Source organism: Microbacterium sp. UMB0228, assembly GCF_002871415.1.
Classification (GTDB): domain Bacteria; phylum Actinomycetota; class Actinomycetes; order Actinomycetales; family Microbacteriaceae; genus Microbacterium.
This window is the reverse complement of record NZ_PNFU01000001.1, coordinates 380,535-397,262: the sequence shown is the minus strand read 5'-3', so window position 1 is coordinate 397,262 and position 16,728 is coordinate 380,535. Positions and strand designations below refer to the sequence as shown.

At 71.4% G+C, this 16,728-nt stretch carries 14 protein-coding genes; 10 read left to right on the top strand and 4 right to left on the bottom strand.

Annotated elements, in window-relative coordinates:
- Positions 1-11 precede the first annotated feature (11 nt).
- On the top strand, positions 12-1,550 hold the full coding sequence (locus CJ226_RS01995) for an ATP-dependent DNA ligase (protein WP_102208161.1): 1,539 nt from the start codon (positions 12-14) through the stop codon (positions 1,548-1,550).
- Here CJ226_RS01995 and CJ226_RS01990 read toward each other — a convergent pair whose 3' ends face one another.
- Entirely contained in the window at positions 1,551-2,060 is a 510-nt protein-coding gene (locus CJ226_RS01990; protein WP_102208397.1) for a phosphoribosyltransferase, read from the bottom strand.
- Positions 2,061-2,220: 160 nt separating this feature from the next.
- On the opposite strand from CJ226_RS01990, the gene CJ226_RS01985 reads away from it, so the two are divergent.
- Both CJ226_RS01985 and CJ226_RS01980 read left to right on the top strand, forming a co-directional pair.
- Positions 2,221-3,957 (top strand): thiamine pyrophosphate-binding protein, encoded by a 1,737-nt coding sequence (locus tag CJ226_RS01985; RefSeq protein ID WP_102208160.1) that lies wholly within the window; start codon positions 2,221-2,223, stop codon positions 3,955-3,957.
- A 26-nt stretch (positions 3,958-3,983) separates the two neighbouring features.
- The gene (locus CJ226_RS01980) at positions 3,984-4,832 is read left to right on the top strand and encodes a PhzF family phenazine biosynthesis protein (protein ID WP_102208159.1); all 849 of its coding nucleotides are present in this window, start codon (positions 3,984-3,986) and stop codon (positions 4,830-4,832) included.
- Between the two features lie 641 nt (positions 4,833-5,473).
- Here the strand turns inward: CJ226_RS01980 and CJ226_RS01975 are convergent.
- Positions 5,474-5,854, bottom strand: a complete 381-nt coding sequence (locus CJ226_RS01975) for a VOC family protein (protein ID WP_025103820.1) — start codon at positions 5,852-5,854, stop codon at positions 5,474-5,476.
- Between the two features lie 93 nt (positions 5,855-5,947).
- A complete protein-coding gene (locus CJ226_RS01970; RefSeq protein WP_102208396.1) occupies positions 5,948-7,810 on the bottom strand; it encodes an FAD-dependent monooxygenase in 1,863 nt (620 codons plus the stop codon).
- A gap of 128 nt (positions 7,811-7,938) precedes the next feature.
- Here CJ226_RS01970 and CJ226_RS01965 point away from each other — a divergent pair, with 128 nt between their 5' ends.
- Complete coding sequence (locus tag CJ226_RS01965) at positions 7,939-8,646, top strand: IclR family transcriptional regulator (RefSeq protein ID WP_102208158.1); 708 nt, start codon at positions 7,939-7,941, stop codon at positions 8,644-8,646.
- A gap of 57 nt (positions 8,647-8,703) precedes the next feature.
- Here CJ226_RS01965 and CJ226_RS01960 read toward each other — a convergent pair whose 3' ends face one another.
- Positions 8,704-10,083: an MFS transporter gene (locus tag CJ226_RS01960; protein WP_102208157.1), complete on the bottom strand. Its 1,380-nt coding sequence runs from the start codon at positions 10,081-10,083 to the stop codon at positions 8,704-8,706.
- A 143-nt stretch (positions 10,084-10,226) separates the two neighbouring features.
- Between CJ226_RS01960 and CJ226_RS01955 the strand changes: the two genes are divergently transcribed.
- The 6 genes from CJ226_RS01955 to CJ226_RS01930 are packed head-to-tail and all read left to right on the top strand — an operon-like array spanning position 10,227 to position 16,703.
- Positions 10,227-11,699 (top strand): fumarylacetoacetate hydrolase family protein, encoded by a 1,473-nt coding sequence (locus CJ226_RS01955; RefSeq protein ID WP_102208156.1) that lies wholly within the window; start codon positions 10,227-10,229, stop codon positions 11,697-11,699.
- Positions 11,696-12,382, top strand: coding sequence for a GntR family transcriptional regulator (locus CJ226_RS01950; RefSeq protein WP_025103811.1), 687 nt, complete (start codon positions 11,696-11,698; stop codon positions 12,380-12,382). Before CJ226_RS01955 ends, CJ226_RS01950 begins: the two co-directional genes overlap by 4 nt.
- Positions 12,379-13,923 carry a 5-carboxymethyl-2-hydroxymuconate semialdehyde dehydrogenase gene (gene hpaE / locus CJ226_RS01945; RefSeq protein WP_062635973.1) on the top strand — a complete coding sequence of 515 codons (1,545 nt, stop codon included), beginning with the start codon at positions 12,379-12,381 and terminating at the stop codon, positions 13,921-13,923. Before CJ226_RS01950 ends, hpaE begins: the two co-directional genes overlap by 4 nt.
- 30 nt (positions 13,924-13,953) lie before the next feature.
- Complete coding sequence (gene hpaD, locus CJ226_RS01940; protein ID WP_102208155.1) at positions 13,954-15,120, top strand: 3,4-dihydroxyphenylacetate 2,3-dioxygenase; 1,167 nt, start codon at positions 13,954-13,956, stop codon at positions 15,118-15,120.
- A gap of 9 nt (positions 15,121-15,129) precedes the next feature.
- Positions 15,130-15,915, top strand: coding sequence for a fumarylacetoacetate hydrolase family protein (locus CJ226_RS01935; RefSeq protein ID WP_062635970.1), 786 nt, complete (start codon positions 15,130-15,132; stop codon positions 15,913-15,915).
- Positions 15,900-16,703 carry an HpcH/HpaI aldolase/citrate lyase family protein gene (locus CJ226_RS01930; RefSeq protein WP_102208154.1) on the top strand — a complete coding sequence of 268 codons (804 nt, stop codon included), beginning with the start codon at positions 15,900-15,902 and terminating at the stop codon, positions 16,701-16,703. Before CJ226_RS01935 ends, CJ226_RS01930 begins: the two co-directional genes overlap by 16 nt.
- Positions 16,704-16,728: the final 25 nt, after the last annotated feature.

The window sequence follows — 16,728 nt, the reverse complement described above, 5'->3', positions numbered from 1 at the left end:
AGGATGCCCGCATGCTGCTCTCGGAGCTCGTCACCACCACCGACCAGGTCGCCGCGACCTCGTCCCGTCTGGCCAAGATCGAGGCGATCGCCGCGCTGCTCCGCAGGGCCGACGTCGACGACATCGCCCCTCTCGTGGGGCTGCTCCTCGCCACGCCCCGCCAGGGTCGCCTCGGCGTGGGCTGGCGGGGACTGACCGCTCTCGCGATCGAGCACAGCGCGACCTCGACCCTGACCATCGCGGAGGTCGACCACGCCTTCGACACCCTCGCGCACACGTCCGGCTCCGGATCAGCCGGTGTCCGCAGCGCTCTCCTGCACGGTCTCGCCGCCCGCGCGACGGCTCCCGAATGGGACTTCCTGACCAGGGCCATGCTCGGGGAGCTCCGCACCGGGGCCCTGGGCGGCGTGCTGCTCGACGCGATCGCCCGTGCCGCCGAGGCTCCGGCCGCGACCGTGCGACGGGCCGCCATGCTCTCCGGCGACCTCGGCGAGACGGCGCTGCTCGCGCTCACCGGTGCCGAGGGAGCGCTCGACGAGGTCGGGCTCCGGGTGGGTCGCCCCGTGCTCCCGATGCTCGCGGCCACGGCGCCGACGCCCACGGCCGCCCTCGAGATCACCGGGCGCGCCTCCGTCGAGTACAAGCTCGACGGCGCGCGCATCCAGGTGCACCGCCGCGGCGACGAGGTCGGCATCTACACGCGGAGCCTCGCCGACGTCACCCACCGCCTGCCCGAGATCGTCGAGGTCGTCCGCGGTCTTCCCGCGCAGGAGGTCATCCTCGACGGCGAGACCCTGGCGCTCGATGAGGACGGCGGTCCCCGGCCGTTCCAGGAGACGATGTCCCGGTTCGGTGCGGATGCCGCGCGCGAGCTCGCCCTGCGGCCCTGGTTCTTCGACGTCCTGCACGTGGACGGCCGCGACCTGCTGGACGAGCCGCTGTCGGTGCGTCAGGAGGTCCTGGCCGAGGTCGCCGGCGAGTGGCGCATGCCCGGCATCGTGACCGGCAGCGCGGAGGAGGCCGAGCGCCTATCCCGCGAAGCCCTGGCGGCCGGTCATGAGGGCGTGCTGGTGAAGGCCGTGGATGCGCCGTATGCCGCCGGTCGCCGCGGCAAGTCCTGGGTCAAGGTGAAACCGGTCCTCACGTTCGACCTCGTCGTGCTGGGCGCCGAGTGGGGGTCGGGGCGACGGCGCGGATGGCTGTCGAACCTGCACCTCGGCGCGCGGGACCCGGATGGCGACTTCGGCGACCCCGGCGGCTTCGTGATGGTGGGCAAGACGTTCAAGGGCCTCACCGACGCGCTGCTGCAGTGGCAGACCGACGAGTTCCCGGCGCACGAGACCCATCGCTCCGCGTCGACGGTGTTCCTCCGGCCGGAGCTCGTGGTCGAGATCGCGATCGACGGCGTGCAGCGGTCCCCGCGTTACCCCGGCGGCCTCGCCCTCCGCTTCGCCCGGGTCAAGGGGTATCGCCCGGACAAGACCGCTGCGGAGGCCGACACGATCCAGACCCTCCTGGCCCTGCGGCGCGGCGCGGCGGACGACGCCTGATCAGGCCGTGGGCGGCAGTCCCTCGTCCTCCTGACGCACGGTGCCGCGGAACGACCAGGGGAAGTCGATCCAGAGGTCGGTGTCCTTCCACGCGAAGTCCGGCTGGATGATCGTCGAGGGCTTCGTGTAGATGGTGACGGAACGCACGTCGGCGCCCTTCTCCTGCAGCAGCTGCACCGCGAGCGCCAGCGTGCGACCGGAGTCGGCGACATCGTCCACGAGCAGCACGCGGCGGCCGTCGAGGTAGGCCATGTCGAGCTCAGGTGGCAGCACCTCCGGGGCGTCCCGCACGGTGCCGATGCCGGTGTAGAACTCGACGTTGATGGCGCCGCAGTTCTTCACGCCGAGTCCGTACGCGATGGCGCCGGCCGGGAGCAGGCCGCCGCGCGCGATCGCCACCACGACCTCCGGCTCGAAGCCCGTCGCGATGATGTTCCGCGCCAGATCGCGCGTCGCCGCGCCGAAGCCGTCCCACGTGAGCGTCTCGCGCTCGATCGATGCATCCGTCATCGGTCCATTCTCGCGCATCCGCTCCGTCCGGGCCGCCGCTAGACTGAGCAGGTCCGGCCCCGCCGGTGCCTGAAAAAGAGGCACGAAGCACCTCGCATCGCCGCGAGGGCGAGACACATACGGATCCCCCTTCTCCGTCCCTGTCTCGAAAGGCTTCTCCATGCCCTCCGTCTCCGCGCACGTCGCCCTCACCCTCGCCCAGCACGTCGATGCCGTCTTCGGCGTCATGGGCAACGGCAACGCCTACTTCCTCGACGCCCTCGAGACGCAGACCGACGCCACCTTCACCGCCGTCCGTCACGAGCAGGGCGCGGTCGTCGCCGCCGACGCGCACTTCCGCGCCTCCGGCCGCATCGCCGCGGGCACCTCCACCTACGGCGCCGGCTTCACGAACACGATCACGGCGCTGGCCGAGGCCGTGCAGGCGCACGTGCCGCTCGTCCTCGTCGTCGGTGACGAGCCCACCTCGGGGCCGCGGCCGTGGGACGTGGACCAGATCGCTCTGGCCTCGGCCGTCGGCGCCCGCACCTACACCGTCGGGCGGACCGATGCCGCCGCGACCACCGTCATCGCCGTCGAGCACGCCCTCACCTATCGTGTGCCCGTCGTGCTGGCCATCCCCTACGACGTCGCCGCCCTCGAGGCCGGCGCGGTGCCGACGGCCCCGGCTCCCCGGCTCCCCGCGCCGCTCGCCCCGCGCGGGGACTTCGCCGAGGGCATGCTGGATGAGATCGCCGCCGCCCTGCGCGACGCCGAGCGTCCGTTCCTCCTCGCCGGGCGCGGGGCGTGGCTGGCCGGCGCGGGCGAGGCTCTCGGCGCCCTCGCCGCGCAGACCGGGGCCCTCACCGCCTCCTCCGCCCTCGGCCGCGGCATCTTCCCGGACGCCCGGTACGACCTCGGGGTCACCGGTGGCTTCGGCGCCGAGGGGGCGATGGAGCTCGTGCGGACCGCCGACGTCGCGGTGGTCTTCGGCGCGAGCCTCAACCAGTTCACGATGCGCTTCGGCGACCTGTTCGCCCCGGGCACCCGGGTGTACCAGATCGACACCGCTCCGGCCGCGACCCACGCCCACGTCGGCGGCTTCGTGCGCGCCGACGCCCGCCTCGCCGCCGAGGCCCTCGTCACCCGCCTCTCCTCCGGCTCCTCCGGGCACGACTTCGGAGATGCCGTCGGACTCGCCGAGGCCGTCCCCGACTCCGGCGGCGTGTCGGGCGCGGACTCCGCAGTTGTGCCCACCCGCCCGTGGCGGGAGACGGTCGATGTCGCCGCGGCCCGCGCGTACGAGCCCGGAGACGAGCTCGCCCCGGACGGCCGCCTCGACCCGCGTTCCGCCGCGCGCCGGATCGCCGAGCTCCTCCCCGACGACCGCGTCGTGGTGTCCGACGGCGGGCACTTCATCGGCTGGGCGAACATGTACTGGCCGGTCGCCGCGCCCGACCGGATGATGATGATCGGCACCGCGTTCCAGTCGATCGGACAGGGCTGGCCCAGCGTGGTGGGCGCGGCCCTCGCCCGTCCTGACGCGACCATCGTGCTCACCTCCGGCGACGGCGGCGGGCTCATGGCGATCGCCGACCTCGAATCGGCCGTGCGGGCGGCGGGCGGACGCGGCATGGCCGTGGTCTGGAATGACGCCGCGTACGGGGCCGAGGTCAACCTCTACGGGCTGAAGGGCCTGGCCGAGGGTCCGATGCGCATCCCCGAGGTCGACTTCGCCGCGTTCGGGGCCGCGGTCGGTGCGGAGGGCGTCGTCGTGCGGACGCTGGACGACCTGGATCGCCTCGCCGCGTGGGCCGAGGAGGACCCGGCGACCCGACGCTTCCTCGTCCTCGACCTCCGGATCTCCGGCGCCGTGATCGCGCCGTACCAGCAGGAGATCATCCGCGTGAACTCCTGACCCGTGCGGGCCGATAGGCTCCCGGAATGACGGATGCTCATGAGGTCCTGCGCTACAGCGCCTTCGCCGCGACGCCGGACGGCGGCAACCCCGCCGGGGTCGTCTTCGACGCGGACGGGCTCGACGAGGCGGACATGCAGCGGATCGCGGCCGAGGTCGGCTACTCGGAGACCGCGTTCGTGCAGGACGCCGCGGCGGACGGCTCCCGTTTCCGCGTGCGCTACTGGTCGCCGGCTGCGGAGGTGCCGTTCTGCGGGCATGCGACCGTCGCGACCGCGGTGGCCCTCGCCGAGCGGCAGGGTCCGGGGACGGTCGTGTTCGCGACCGCGGCCGGAGACGTGTCGATGGAGTCTTTTGCGGACGCGGACGGCCGGGTCACGGTGTCGTTCACGAGCGTCGAGCCGGAGGTGCGCGACCTCGACCCCGTCGTGCGTGACCGCCTCCTCGCGCTGCTGGGGATGGAGCCGGCCGATGTCGACCCGCGCTTCCCGGTCCGCGAGGCGTTCGCGGGCAACTGGCATCCGATCGTCTTCGTCGCCGACCGGGAGCTCTTCCACCAGTTCCGCTTCTCCCCCGCCGAGGTCGCCACTCTCATGCGCGCGCAGGGCTGGCACGGCACGGTGACGGTGCTGCACGCCGAGGATCCGGCCGAGATCCAGGCCCGCAACCTCTTCCCCGTGGGGCGCATCACCGAAGATCCCGCGACGGGGTCCGCGGCCGCTTCGGTCGGCGCCTATCTCCGCGCCCAGGGCTATCCGGGCGACACCGTCCGCATCCATCAGGGCGCCCACGTCGGTCGCCCGAGCGAACTCCGCGTCGCGATCCCGTCCACCGGCGGCCTCGTCGTCTCCGGCGGAGCCACCCGCCTCCCCTGACCTCCGGACGTCCCTGATCCCGGACCGCCTGCACGACCCGGTTCCGTCTGCACGACCACACCCCACCCCTCGTCGTGCATCCGTCGCCCGGTCGTGCACCCGTCGCCCGACTCCGGACCTCCCCGACAGGCACACCCGCACGACCCGGTTCCGCCCGCACGACCCGGTTCCGCCCGCACGACCCGGTTCCGCCTGCACGACCGATACCCACCCTCGGTCGTGCATCCGTCACCCGGTCGTGCATCGGTCGCGGCCGACGAGACATCGACCGCCCGGGCACGACATACGGCACACGTGGGCATGACGCACAGGAGGACGATCCGGTGACGGGTGCACGACCACGACTCACCCCAGGTCGTGCACTCGTCTCCAGGTCATGCATCCGTCACCCGGTCGTGCACTCGTCCCCAGTCGTGCCACTCCGCCCCGACAGGGGACCCGCGTCCCGAGCCCGCCTACACCTGCACGACTCCGTTCCATCTGCACGACCAGACACTGTCGCCGGTCGTGCATCCGTCCCGAGGTCGTGCATCTGTGACCGCACACGACCCCGAGCCCCCGGAACCGAACCAGACCCGGGACGAACCCGAACCAGACCCGACCCCCCAGGACCAGACCTGAGACCCGGCCCGGGACCGTCGTCACCCCTGGGCGCTGTAGTCCGGGAGCTCCTGCAGGGTCCAGGTGTTGCCGTCCGGGTCGTCGAAACGCACGAAACGGCCCCAGTCCTGCTCGTCCACGCCCTCGGCCTCCACCCCGAGACCCCGCAGGTGTGCGAGAGCCTCGTCGGCGTCGGGGACGACCACCTGGATGGTGTTCTGCTGCCCCGGCTCCAGGCCGCTGGTCAGCCCTGTGCCGAAGGCGATCGAGCAGGCCGATCCCGGCGGGGTCATCTGCACGAACCGCAGCCCCTCGTACGGCACCTGGTCATGGTCGGCGTGGAAGCCGATCTTCACGTAGAAGTCCTTCGCCCGGTCGACATCGCTGACCGGCACGAAGATGAGTTCGATCTTCCAGTCCATCACGCACTCCTCCTGTCGGGCTCCGTCACCCGTCGGCCCTCACAGTACGCGCGGCCTCCGACACCCGCCAGAGGCGGACGACGCCCGGAGACCTCAGCGCGCGGGAAGCAGCGCCCCGTCCAGGAAGCCCGCCAGCTCGTCCACGCCGTCCAGCGGGAGGATCGCGGCGACGTACTGGTCCGGACGCACGACGATCACGACGCCGTCACGGGACAACTCCCGCGCCTCGAAGATGTCCGTGCCACACCACTTGCTCGGGCCGGCCGCGTAGACCTTCTCCCAGTCGGTGAGTCCGAGCGGGCCGGTCTTCGGCTGGAAGAGCTCGGGCGTCGTCGTGACCTCGACCTCCTCGAAGGGCTGCTGGTACACGGCCTTCACGTCGAACACGGCGTCGGCGTCGGCATCCGCCGGGGTGAACCGTGCGAACACGGGCGCCGCCTTCTCCGCCCACGCGGAGAGCGCTTCGCCGGTCCGGTCGCCGAACGCGTAGACCCGCCACCGGCCGTCGGCCTTCGCGTGGTGTCCGAGGTGGACGACGTTGCCGTCCCCGACCCGCACGACCTCCGCCGACTTGAAGCGCTTGCCCAGCGGGTACCCGACGGCGAGCGCCTGGTGGGCGTCCGTGCCGGTGATCATGGAGGACGTGTACTGGGTCATGAACCCGGACGGGAACTCGGCCGTCGCCAGGTAGTACGTGGCCAGCTCGTTCGGGTCGGAGATCTCCTCGGGCTTGCGCGCCATGAGGCTGGACCACTCGCGGTCGAAGTCGATGAGCTGCTGCGCGACGGGACGGCGCTCGGCGCCGTACGTGGCGAGCAGCGACTCGGGCGCACGGCCGCTCAGCACGGAACCGAGCTTCCAGCCGAGGTTGAACCCGTCCTGCATCGACACGTTCATGCCCTGGCCGGCCTTGGCGCTGTGGGTGTGGCAGGCGTCGCCGGTGAGGAAGACGCGCGGGCTGCGGTCGGCGCCGGGGTCCACGTCGTCGAAGCCGTCGGTCACGCGGTGGCCGACCTCGTAGACGCTGTGCCAGGCCACCTGCTTCACATCGAGCGTGTAGGGGTGGAGGATCGCGTTGGCGCGCCGGATGATCTCCTCGATGGGCGTCTGGCGCACGCGGTGGTCGTCGTCCGCCGCGACCTCGCCGAGGTCGATGTACATGCGGCTGAGGTAGCCGCCCTCCCGCGGGATGTGCAGGATGTTGCCGGCCTTCGAATTGATCGCGCACTTGGTGCGCCAATCCGGGAAGTCGGTGTTGACGAGCACGTCCATGACGCCCCAGGCGTGCGCGGCGCTCGCGCCGACGTGCGTGCGTCCGATCGCCTGACGCACGCCGCTCCGGGCGCCGTCGCAGCCCACCACGTACTTCGCCCGGACGACGCGTTCGTCGGCCGCGCCGACGTGCCGCACGCGCACCTCGACCGGGTACTCGCCCTCCTCGTGCACGGTGAGCCCGAGGAATTCGACGCCGTAGTCCGGCACGATCCGTCCGGGGCCGTCGGCCGCCGCTTCGGCGAAGTAGTCCAGCACGCGGGCCTGGTTGACGATGAGGTGCGGGAACTCGCAGATGTCGTAGGCGTAGTCGGCGGTGCGGGTGGTCCGCACGATCCGATCGGGGTGCTCGGGGTCGGGGCCCCAGAAGTTCATCCAGCCGATGTTGTAGGCCTCGGCGATGATGCGCTCGGCGAAGCCGAAGGCCTGGAAGGTCTCCACGCTGCGGGGCTGGATGCCGTCGGCCTGCCCGAGGACGAGGCGGCCCTCGCGCTTCTCGATGATGCGGGTCGTGATGTCGGGGTACTGCGACATCTGTGCCGCGAGCAGCATGCCCGCGGGCCCGGAGCCGACGATGAGGACGTCGACCCCGTCGGGCAGGGCGGCGGGGCGGTCGATCCCGGTACCGGCGGCGTCCTGCACGCGCGGGTCTCCGGACACATAGCCGTGGTGGTGGAACTGCATCGTCGTCGATTCCTTCCGGACGTCTTCGTCGGGTGTTGCGTCCAGGAACACCGTGTTCTATATTCGAACACAGTGTTCTACTATTGAACACAGCCTAGACCGGTGCCTCGCGCATCGCAAGGAGAGCCATGTCCGAGCGCCCCGCCGCCCCCGCCTCGCAGACGCTGAGCCGCGGCATCCGCATCCTCGAGGTGCTCGCCGACGCCCGCGGCGCGCTGACCATCGACGACATCGCCGGACGCCTCGAAGTGCATCGCTCCATCGCCTACCGCCTCCTCCGCACCCTCGAGGATCACGGTCTCGTCACCCGCGACGCGAGCGGCGCCGTGAGCCTCGGCGCCCGCATGGCCGCCCTCGCCGCCGGCGTCGCCCACGACCTCCAGGCCGAGGCGCTGCCGGAGCTCACCGCCATCGCGAACGAGCTCGGCATGACCTGCTTCCTCGCCGTCCTCGACGGGGCCGAGTGCATCACCCTCGCCAGCGTCGAGCCGCGGCACGCCGTCGCCAGCGTCGCCCAGCGCCCCGGCGCGCGGCACTCCGTCACGGTCGGCGCCCCCGGGAAGGCGATCCTCGCGCAGCTCGACGGCGCGGAGGCCCCCGTCGCCATCTCCCCCGCCCTGCGCGCCGACGTCGACGCCGCCGCCGCGCGCGGCTACGCCACGAGCCACGACGAGGTCATCCCCACGGTCCAGTCGGTCGCCGTCCCGCTGCGCCTGCGCGGTCAGCGTCCCGCCGCGATCGCGGTCGTGCACGTCGCGACCGACCTGGACGACGGGGAGATCGCCGCGCGCCTCCGACGCTCCGCCGACCTCATCCGCGAGGCCCTCGAGGGCTGAGCCGGAACGCACGAGAGCGCACGCCCCTCAGGGACGTGCGCTCTCGTGGCAGGGAGGTCAGACCTTCGCAAGCCCGCGGATCGGGCTGACGGACTGCTCCTCCTCGTGGTCCGGACCGAGCGGGATGCCCGAGCGGTCGCGCAGCAGGAGCGTGGCGACGAGGCCGAGGAGGGTCATGCCCGCGAGGTACCAGGTGACCGCCTCGGTGGAGCCGGTCTGATCGACGATGAACGTCGCGATCGTGGGCGCGAAGGCGCCACCGGCGATCGCGCCGATCGCGTACGAGATGGAGACGCCGGAGAACCGGATGCTCGCGGGGAACAGCTCGGTGTACAGCGCCGCCTGCGGCCCGTAGGTGAAGCCCAGGCCGATCGTGAGGATCGCGAGACCCGCGAACAGCAGCCCCACCTCGCCGGTGTTGACGAGCGGGAACAGCGTGAACACGCCGACGAGCTGGAGCACCCAGCCGATGAGGTAGGTCGTGCGACGGCCGATGCGGTCGGACACCCAGCCGGCCAGCAGCGTGGTGAGCAGCCAGGTGACGGCCGATCCGGTGACCGCCCACAGCACGGGCCCGCGCTCGAGGCCGATGGGTCCGTCGGGGTTCGTGGCGTAGCCCTGGATGTAGCCGCCGGTGGTCATGTATCCCACGGCGTTGTTCCCGGCGAAGACGAGGGCGGCGATGATGACGAGCAGCAGGTGCTTGCGGAAGAGCTGCACGATCGGCATCTTCGCCTTCTCCTTGCGCTCGGCGAGCTCGGCGAACACCGGGCTCTCCTCCACGCGACGGCGGACGTAGTAGCCCACGAGGATCAGCACGACGCTCAGCAGGAACGGCACGCGCCAGCCCCACGCGAGGAACTGGTCCCCCGGAGCGATAGCGGTCATCAGCGCCATGACGCCCGAGGCGAGCAGCAGGCCGAGCGGCACGCCGATCTGCGGGGAGGCGCCGAAGATGCCGCGCTTCTTGCGCGGGGCGTGCTCGACAGCCATCAGCACCGCGCCGCCCCACTCGCCGCCAGCCGAGATGCCCTGCACGATGCGCAGCAGCACGAGGAGGACCGGCGCCATCACGCCGATGGTCTCGTACGTGGGGAGCAGACCGATCAGGGCGGTCGCGGCCCCCATGAGGATCAGCGTCCACATCAGCACGGCCTTGCGGCCGAGCTTGTCGCCGTAGTGGCCGGCGAGGAACGCGCCGAGGGGCCGGAAGAGGAAGCTCACACCGACCGTGGCGAAGCCGACGAGAGCGCTGTTGGCGCCGAGCGGCGCGAAGAAGAGCTGTCCGAAGACGAGCCCGACCGCCGTGGCGTAGATGAAGAAGTCGTACCACTCGACGGTGGTCCCGACGACGGTGGCGAAGACGACACGACGCCGGTCGGCCGCCGTCGCGATGGTTCCGGTGGGCGTGAACCCACCCTGTGACTGCCCGCTCATGGGGTGTCTCCTTTGTGCTTGTGACCGCGTTGTCACGGCGCGCCCGGACGTGAATCCGATCTGCTTGCCGAGGGGTGAGACGATGATATATGATTTCGGATACGACGCACAACGCGTCCTGACGAGCGCGAGGAGGCGCATCCGTGACGGACACCATCGCCCGCCCGGGGAAGATCATCGCGATCCACCTGAGCTACGCCTCGCGGGCCGACCAGCGCGGTCGACGCCCCGCCCACCCCTCCTATTTCTTCAAGCCGGCCAGTTCGGTCGGGGTCTCCGGCGGCACGGTCGAGCGCCCCGCCGGCACCGAGCTGCTCGCGTTCGAGGGGGAGATCGCGCTGATCATCGGCGCCCCGGCCCGCCGGGTCGCCCTCGCCGACGCCTGGGACCACGTGCAGTGGGTGACCGCCTCGAACGACCTCGGTCTCTACGACCTGCGCGCCAACGACAAGGGCTCCAACGTCCGCTCCAAGGGCGGCGACGGGTACACCCCGCTCGGTCCGGAGCTGATCGACGCCCGCACGGTCGACCCGGCGGCCCTCCGCGTGCGCGCCTGGGTGAACGGCGAGCTCCGCCAGGACGACACCACCGCCGGCCTCATCTTCCCGCTGGCCCAGCTCGTCGCCGACCTCTCCCAGCACTTCACGCTGGAGACCGGCGACGTGATCCTCACCGGCACCCCCGCGGGCTCGTCGGTCATCGTCCCCGGCGACGTGGTCGAGATCGAGGTCGACGCCCCGGACGCCCCCGGCGCCCCCACGTCCGGCCGCCTGATCACGACGGTCACGCAGGGGGATGTCCCCTTCGACGGCGACCTCGGCTCGCTCCCCGCCGTGGACGACCTCCAGCGCACCGAGGCCTGGGGCTCCCGCGAGCTCGCCGGCCTGCCCGCCGAGGACACCGCGCCCACGCTCACCCCCGAGCTCCGCGCCCAGCTCCTCGAAGCCCCCACCGCCGGCCTCTCGGCCCAGCTGCGCAAGCGCGGACACCACTCCTGCTTCATCGACGGCGTCTCCGCCAACCTCCCGGACGCGAAGATCGTCGGCACCGCCAAGACTCTCCGCTTCGTGCCGTTCCGCGAAGACCTGTTCCGCACCCACGGCGGCGGGTACAACGCCCAGAAGCGCGCGTTCGACGCGGTCGCCGAAGGCGAGGTCATCGTCATCGAGGCCCGCGGCGACGCGTCCACCGGCACGCTCGGCGACATCCTCGCCCTGCGCGCGCAGACCCGCGGCGCGGCGGGCGTGGTCACCGACGGCGGTGTCCGCGACTTCCAGGCCGTCGCCGAGATCGGGCTTCCGGTGTTCTCGCAGGGTGCGCACCCCTCGGTGCTCGGCCGCAAGCACGTGCCGTGGGACGTCGACGTGACGATCTCGTGCGGCGGTGCCACCGTGCAGCCCGGCGACATCATCGTCGGCGACAGCGACGGCGTGATCGTGATCCCGCCCGCTCTCGCCGCCGAGGTCGCCGCCGACGCCGTGGCCCAGGAGGTCGAGGACGCCTGGATCGCCGAGCAGGTCGCCGCCGGGCACCCGGTCGACGGCCTCTTCCCGATGAACGCCGAATGGCGCGCCCGCTACGAGCAGGCGACCGGCACCGGAGCGGAGCGGAAGTGAGCACGGTCGAGAGCGCCAGCAAGTCGGAGCAGGCGTACGCCTGGATCCGCGCGCGCATCTCGGCGCACACCTACGGTCCCGGCTACCGCCTGGTCCTCGGTCCGATCGCCGAGGAGCTGGGGATGAGCGTGGTCCCGGTGCGCGAGGCGATCCGCCGCCTGGAGGCCGAGGGTCTCGTGACCTTCGAGCGCAACGTCGGCGCCCGCGTGACCCTCGTGGACGAGGGCGAGTACGCCCACACCATGCAGACGCTCGGACTCGTCGAAGGGGCGGCCACCGCGCTCTCCGCTCCCCTGCTCGACGCGGACGCGCTCGCCCAGGCCGCCGAGGTCAACGAGCGCATGAGCCGCCTGCTCGACCACTTCGACCCGCACACGTTCACCGAGCTCAACCGGCAGTTCCACTCCGTGCTGTTCGAGCCATGCCCCAACCCGCACCTGCTCGACCTCGTGCACCGCGGCTGGGCCCGGCTGTCCGGCATCCGCGACTCGACCTTCGCCTACGTGCCCGGCCGCGCCCACCACTCGGTCGACGAGCACACCCAGATCCTCGAGCTGATCCGCGACGGCGCCGAGCCGCTGGAGATCGAGCTCGCCGCCCGCAACCACCGGTGGCGCACGAGGGACGCGTTCCTCGACGCCCTGCACACCCGTTCCGTCCCCGCCGAAGGAGAAGCATCATGACCGACTCCCGCATCCCCGCCGACCTGCCCGACCACATCCAGCACTACATCGACGGCGCCTTCGTCGACTCGATCGACGGCGACACGTTCGACGTGCTCGACCCGGTGACGAACCAGACCTACACGACGGCCGCCGCCGGCAAGAAGGCCGACATCGAGCGGGCCGTCGCCGCCGCCAAGCGCGCCTTCGACGAAGGCCCCTGGCCGCGCATGCTCCCCCGCGAGCGCTCGCGCGTGCTGCACAGGATCGCCGACATCGTGGAGTCGCGCGACGCTCGGCTCGCGGAGCTGGAGTCGTACGACTCCGGCCTGCCGATCACGCAGGCCCTCGGTCAGGCCCGCCGCGCCGCGGAGAACTTCCGCTTCTTCGCCGACCTGATCGTCGCCCAGGCCGACGACGCCTTCAAGGTGCCGGGCAAGCAGATGAACTACGTCAACCGCAAGCCGATCGGCGTCGCCGGGCTCATCACTCCGTGGAACACGCCGTTCATGCTCGAGTCCTGGAAGCTCGGCCCCGCGCTCGCCACCGGCAACACGGTCGTCCTCAAGCCGGCCGAGTTCACGCCCCTCTCCGCCTCGCTGTGGGCGGGCATCTTCGAGGAGGCGGGCCTGCCGCAGGGCGTCTTCAACCTCGTCAACGGCCTCGGCGAAGACGCCGGCGACGCACTGGTGAAGCACCCCGACGTGCCGCTCATCTCCTTCACCGGCGAGAGCCGCACGGGGCAGATCATCTTCGGCAACGCCGCGCCGTTCCTCAAGGGCCTGTCGATGGAGCTCGGCGGCAAGTCGCCCGCCGTGGTCTTCGCGGACGCCGACCTGGAGGCCGCCGTCGACGCCACCATCTTCGGCGTCTTCTCCCTCAACGGCGAGCGCTGCACCGCCGGGTCCCGCATCATCGTGGAGCGCTCGATCTACGACGAGTTCGTGGAGCGCTACGCCGCGCAGGCGCAGCGCGTCAAGGTCGGCTACCCGCACGACCCCGAGACCGAGGTCGGCGCGCTCGTGCACCCCGAGCACTACGACAAGGTGATGTCCTACGTCGAGATCGGCAAGACCGAGGGCCGCCTGGTCGCCGGCGGCGGTCGTCCCGAGGGCTTCGAGGAGGGGAACTTCGTCGCCCCGACGGTGTTCGCCGACGTCGCCCCCGACGCCCGCATCTTCCAGGAGGAGATCTTCGGCCCGGTCGTCGCCATCACCCCGTTCGACTCCGACGAGGAGGCGCTGGCGCTCGCGAACAACACGAAGTACGGGCTCGCGGCCTACATCTGGACGAACGACCTCAAGCGCGCCCACACGTTCGCGCAGTCCGTCGAGGCCGGCATGGTGTGGCTGAACAGCAACAACGTCCGCGACCTGCGCACGCCGTTCGGCGGCGTGAAGGCGTCGGGCCTGGGCCACGAGGGCGGCTACCGCTCCATCGACTTCTACACCGACCAGCAGAGCGTGCACATCACGCTCGCCTCGACCCCGCACAACCCCACGTTCGGCAAGAAGGCCCTCGCCGAAGACGTGGCCGAGGCGTCGGAAGACGCCGAGAGCTGACCCGATCCCCTGACGAGCAAGGACGCCGACATGACCGACAAGACCGCCAAGACCCTCACCTCCTCCGGCTACTACGTGAGCCAGGAGGCCCCTATCCAGAGCGACAACCCCGTCGCGACGCCGAAGAGCACCCCGCCGGACATCCTGCGCTGCGCGTACATGGAGCTCATCGTGACCGACCTGGCCGCCTCGCGGCAGTTCTACGTCGACATCCTGGGCCTGTACGTGACCGAGGAGGACGACGAGGCGATCTACCTGCGCTCGACCGAGGAGTTCATCCACCACAACCTCGTGCTGCGTCAGGGGCCCATCGCCGCGGTCGCCGCGTTCTCGTACCGGGTGCGCGCCGCGGAGGACCTCGACCGCGCCGTGGAGTTCTACACGGAACTCGGCTGCGACGTCCGTCGTCAGGAGAACGGCTTCGTGAAGGGCATCGGCGACTCCGTGCGCGTCGTCGACCCGCTCGGCTTCCCGTACGAGTTCTTCTACGCCACCGAGCACGTGGAGCGCCTGTCCTGGCGGTACGACCTGCACACCCCCGGCGAGCTCGTGCGCCTCGACCACTTCAACCAGGTCACCCCCGACGTGCCACGTGCGGTGCGCCACTACCAGGACCTCGGTTTCCGCGTGACGGAGGACATCCAGGACGACGAGGGCACCGTGTACGCCGCGTGGATGCGCCGCAAGCCCACCGTGCACGACACCGCGGCGACGGGCGGCGACGGCCCGCGCATGCACCACGTCGCCTTCGCGACGCACGAGAAGCACAACATCCTCGCGATCTGCGACAAGCTCGGGGCGCTGCGCCGCTCCGACGCCATCGAGCGCGGCCCCGGCCGGCACGGCGTCTCCAACGCGTTCTACCTCTACTTGCGCGACCCCGACGGCCACCGCGTCGAGATCTACACGCAGGACTACTACACCGGCGACCCGGACAACCCGGTCGTCACCTGGGACGTGCACGACAACCAGCGCCGCGACTGGTGGGGCACCCCGGTGGTGCCCTCCTGGTACACCGACGCCTCGCTCGTGCTCGACCTCGACGGCAACCCGCAGCCCGTCGTCGCCCGCACGGACTCCAGCGAGATGGCCGTGACGATCGGCGCCGACGGCTTCTCCTACACCCGCGCGGACGAAGGCGAGACCTCGATGCCCGAGTACAAGCAGGGCGAGTACAAGCTCGGCCACCAGCTCTAGGAGACGCTCATGCTGTCTGAGGAGACCATCGCGCAGATCGCCGCGGAGCTCGCGGAGGCCGACCGCACGCACGGGGTGATCCCGCGCATCACCGCGCGCTACCCCGAGGCGACCGTGGAGGACTCCTACGCCATCCAGGGCGTGTGGCGGGATTCGCAGGTCGCGGCCGGCCGTCGGCTGGTCGGGCGCAAGATCGGCCTGACCTCGAAGGCCATGCAGCAGGCGACGGGGATCACCGAGCCCGACTACGGCGTCATGTTCGACGACACCGTGTACGAGTCGGGCGCGGAGATCCCCACCGGGCACTTCTCCAACGTCCGCATCGAGGTGGAGCTCGCGTTCGTGCTCAAGGAGCCTCTTGAGGGCCCCGACTGCACGCTGGAGGACGCCCTCGCCGCCATCGACTACGCCGTGCCGGCCCTCGAGGTGCTCAACTCGCACATCGAGCTCGAGGGCCGAACGATCGTCGACACCATCAGCGACAACGCCGCGTACGGGGCGATGGTGCTGGGGACGGTGCGCAAGCGCCCGGACGAGATCGACCTGCGGTGGGTGCCCGGCGTGCTGTCCCGCAACGGGGAGATCGAGGAGACCGGTGTCGCCGCCGGCGTGCTCGGCCACCCCGCGACCGGGGTCGCGTGGCTCGCGAACAAGTTCCATCAGCACGGCGCGCGTCTGGAGGCGGGCGAGATCATCCTGGCAGGATCGTTCACACGCCCGATGTGGGTGTCGCGCGGCGACGAGGTGCTGTGCGACTACGGACCGATGGGGACCATCACATGCCGCTTCGTCTAGACCCGTCCTTCCGCGCGCAGCTCGCCGCGTCCGATCGTCCCTTCGTGGGGATGTGGGTGTGCTCCGGCAGCCCGCTGCTCGCCGAGGTCGCCGCGGGCTCCGGGCTGGACTGGCTGCTCATCGACATGGAGCACTCGGCGAACACGCTCGAGTCCGTGCTGACCCAGCTCCAGGCGGTCGCGGCCTATCCGGTGACCCCGCTCGTCCGGGTGCCCTTGAACGATGCGGTCGCGATCAAGCAGGTGCTCGACCTCGGTGCGCAGAACCTCATCGTGCCGATGGTGTCGTCCGCCGACGAGGCCAGGGCCGCCGTGGCCGCGACCCGCTATCCCCCCGAGGGCGTCCGCGGCGTCGGCAGCGCCCTCGCCCGCAGCGCCCGCTGGAACCGCGTCGACCGCTACCTGCAGGAGTCCGCGCAGCACGTGTCGCTGACGGTGCAGATCGAGACGGCCGCGGGGGTCGAGGCCGCCGCCGACATCGCCGCGGTCGACGGGGTGGACGCGGTGTTCGTCGGCCCCTCGGACCTGTCCGCGTCGATGGGCCTGCTCGGACAGCAGACGCATCCGGACGTGGTCGCCGCCGTCGAGTCCGTGTTCGCCGCAGTGCAGGGCGCCGGGAAGCCCGTGGGGGTGAACGCCTTCGACCCCTCCGCCGCCGACGCGTATCTCGCGGCGGGGGCGGACTTCGTGGCCGTCGGCGCCGACGTCGCCCTCCTCGCCCGCGCCTCCGAGGCCCTCGCCGCCCGCTTCCTCCCCCGCTCCGACGCCTCCGGCCGCCCCAGCTACTGACTTCACGTCGCGCACCTGGCTCCAT

Coding starts and splice junctions, on each gene's coding strand:
- CJ226_RS01930 (WP_102208154.1), top strand. CDS start 15,900: ATGCCGCTTCGTCTAGACCCGTCCTTCCGCGCGCAGCTCGCCGCGTCC.
- hpaD (WP_102208155.1), top strand. CDS start 13,954: ATGACCGACAAGACCGCCAAGACCCTCACCTCCTCCGGCTACTACGTG.
- CJ226_RS01965 (WP_102208158.1), top strand. CDS start 7,939: ATGTCCGAGCGCCCCGCCGCCCCCGCCTCGCAGACGCTGAGCCGCGGC.
- CJ226_RS01995 (WP_102208161.1), top strand. CDS start 12: ATGCTGCTCTCGGAGCTCGTCACCACCACCGACCAGGTCGCCGCGACC.
- CJ226_RS01990 (WP_102208397.1), bottom strand. CDS start 2,060: ATGACGGATGCATCGATCGAGCGCGAGACGCTCACGTGGGACGGCTTC.
- CJ226_RS01980 (WP_102208159.1), top strand. CDS start 3,984: ATGACGGATGCTCATGAGGTCCTGCGCTACAGCGCCTTCGCCGCGACG.
- CJ226_RS01960 (WP_102208157.1), bottom strand. CDS start 10,083: ATGAGCGGGCAGTCACAGGGTGGGTTCACGCCCACCGGAACCATCGCG.
- CJ226_RS01935 (WP_062635970.1), top strand. CDS start 15,130: ATGCTGTCTGAGGAGACCATCGCGCAGATCGCCGCGGAGCTCGCGGAG.
- CJ226_RS01975 (WP_025103820.1), bottom strand. CDS start 5,854: ATGGACTGGAAGATCGAACTCATCTTCGTGCCGGTCAGCGATGTCGAC.
- hpaE (WP_062635973.1), top strand. CDS start 12,379: ATGACCGACTCCCGCATCCCCGCCGACCTGCCCGACCACATCCAGCAC.
- CJ226_RS01985 (WP_102208160.1), top strand. CDS start 2,221: ATGCCCTCCGTCTCCGCGCACGTCGCCCTCACCCTCGCCCAGCACGTC.
- CJ226_RS01970 (WP_102208396.1), bottom strand. CDS start 7,810: ATGCAGTTCCACCACCACGGCTATGTGTCCGGAGACCCGCGCGTGCAG.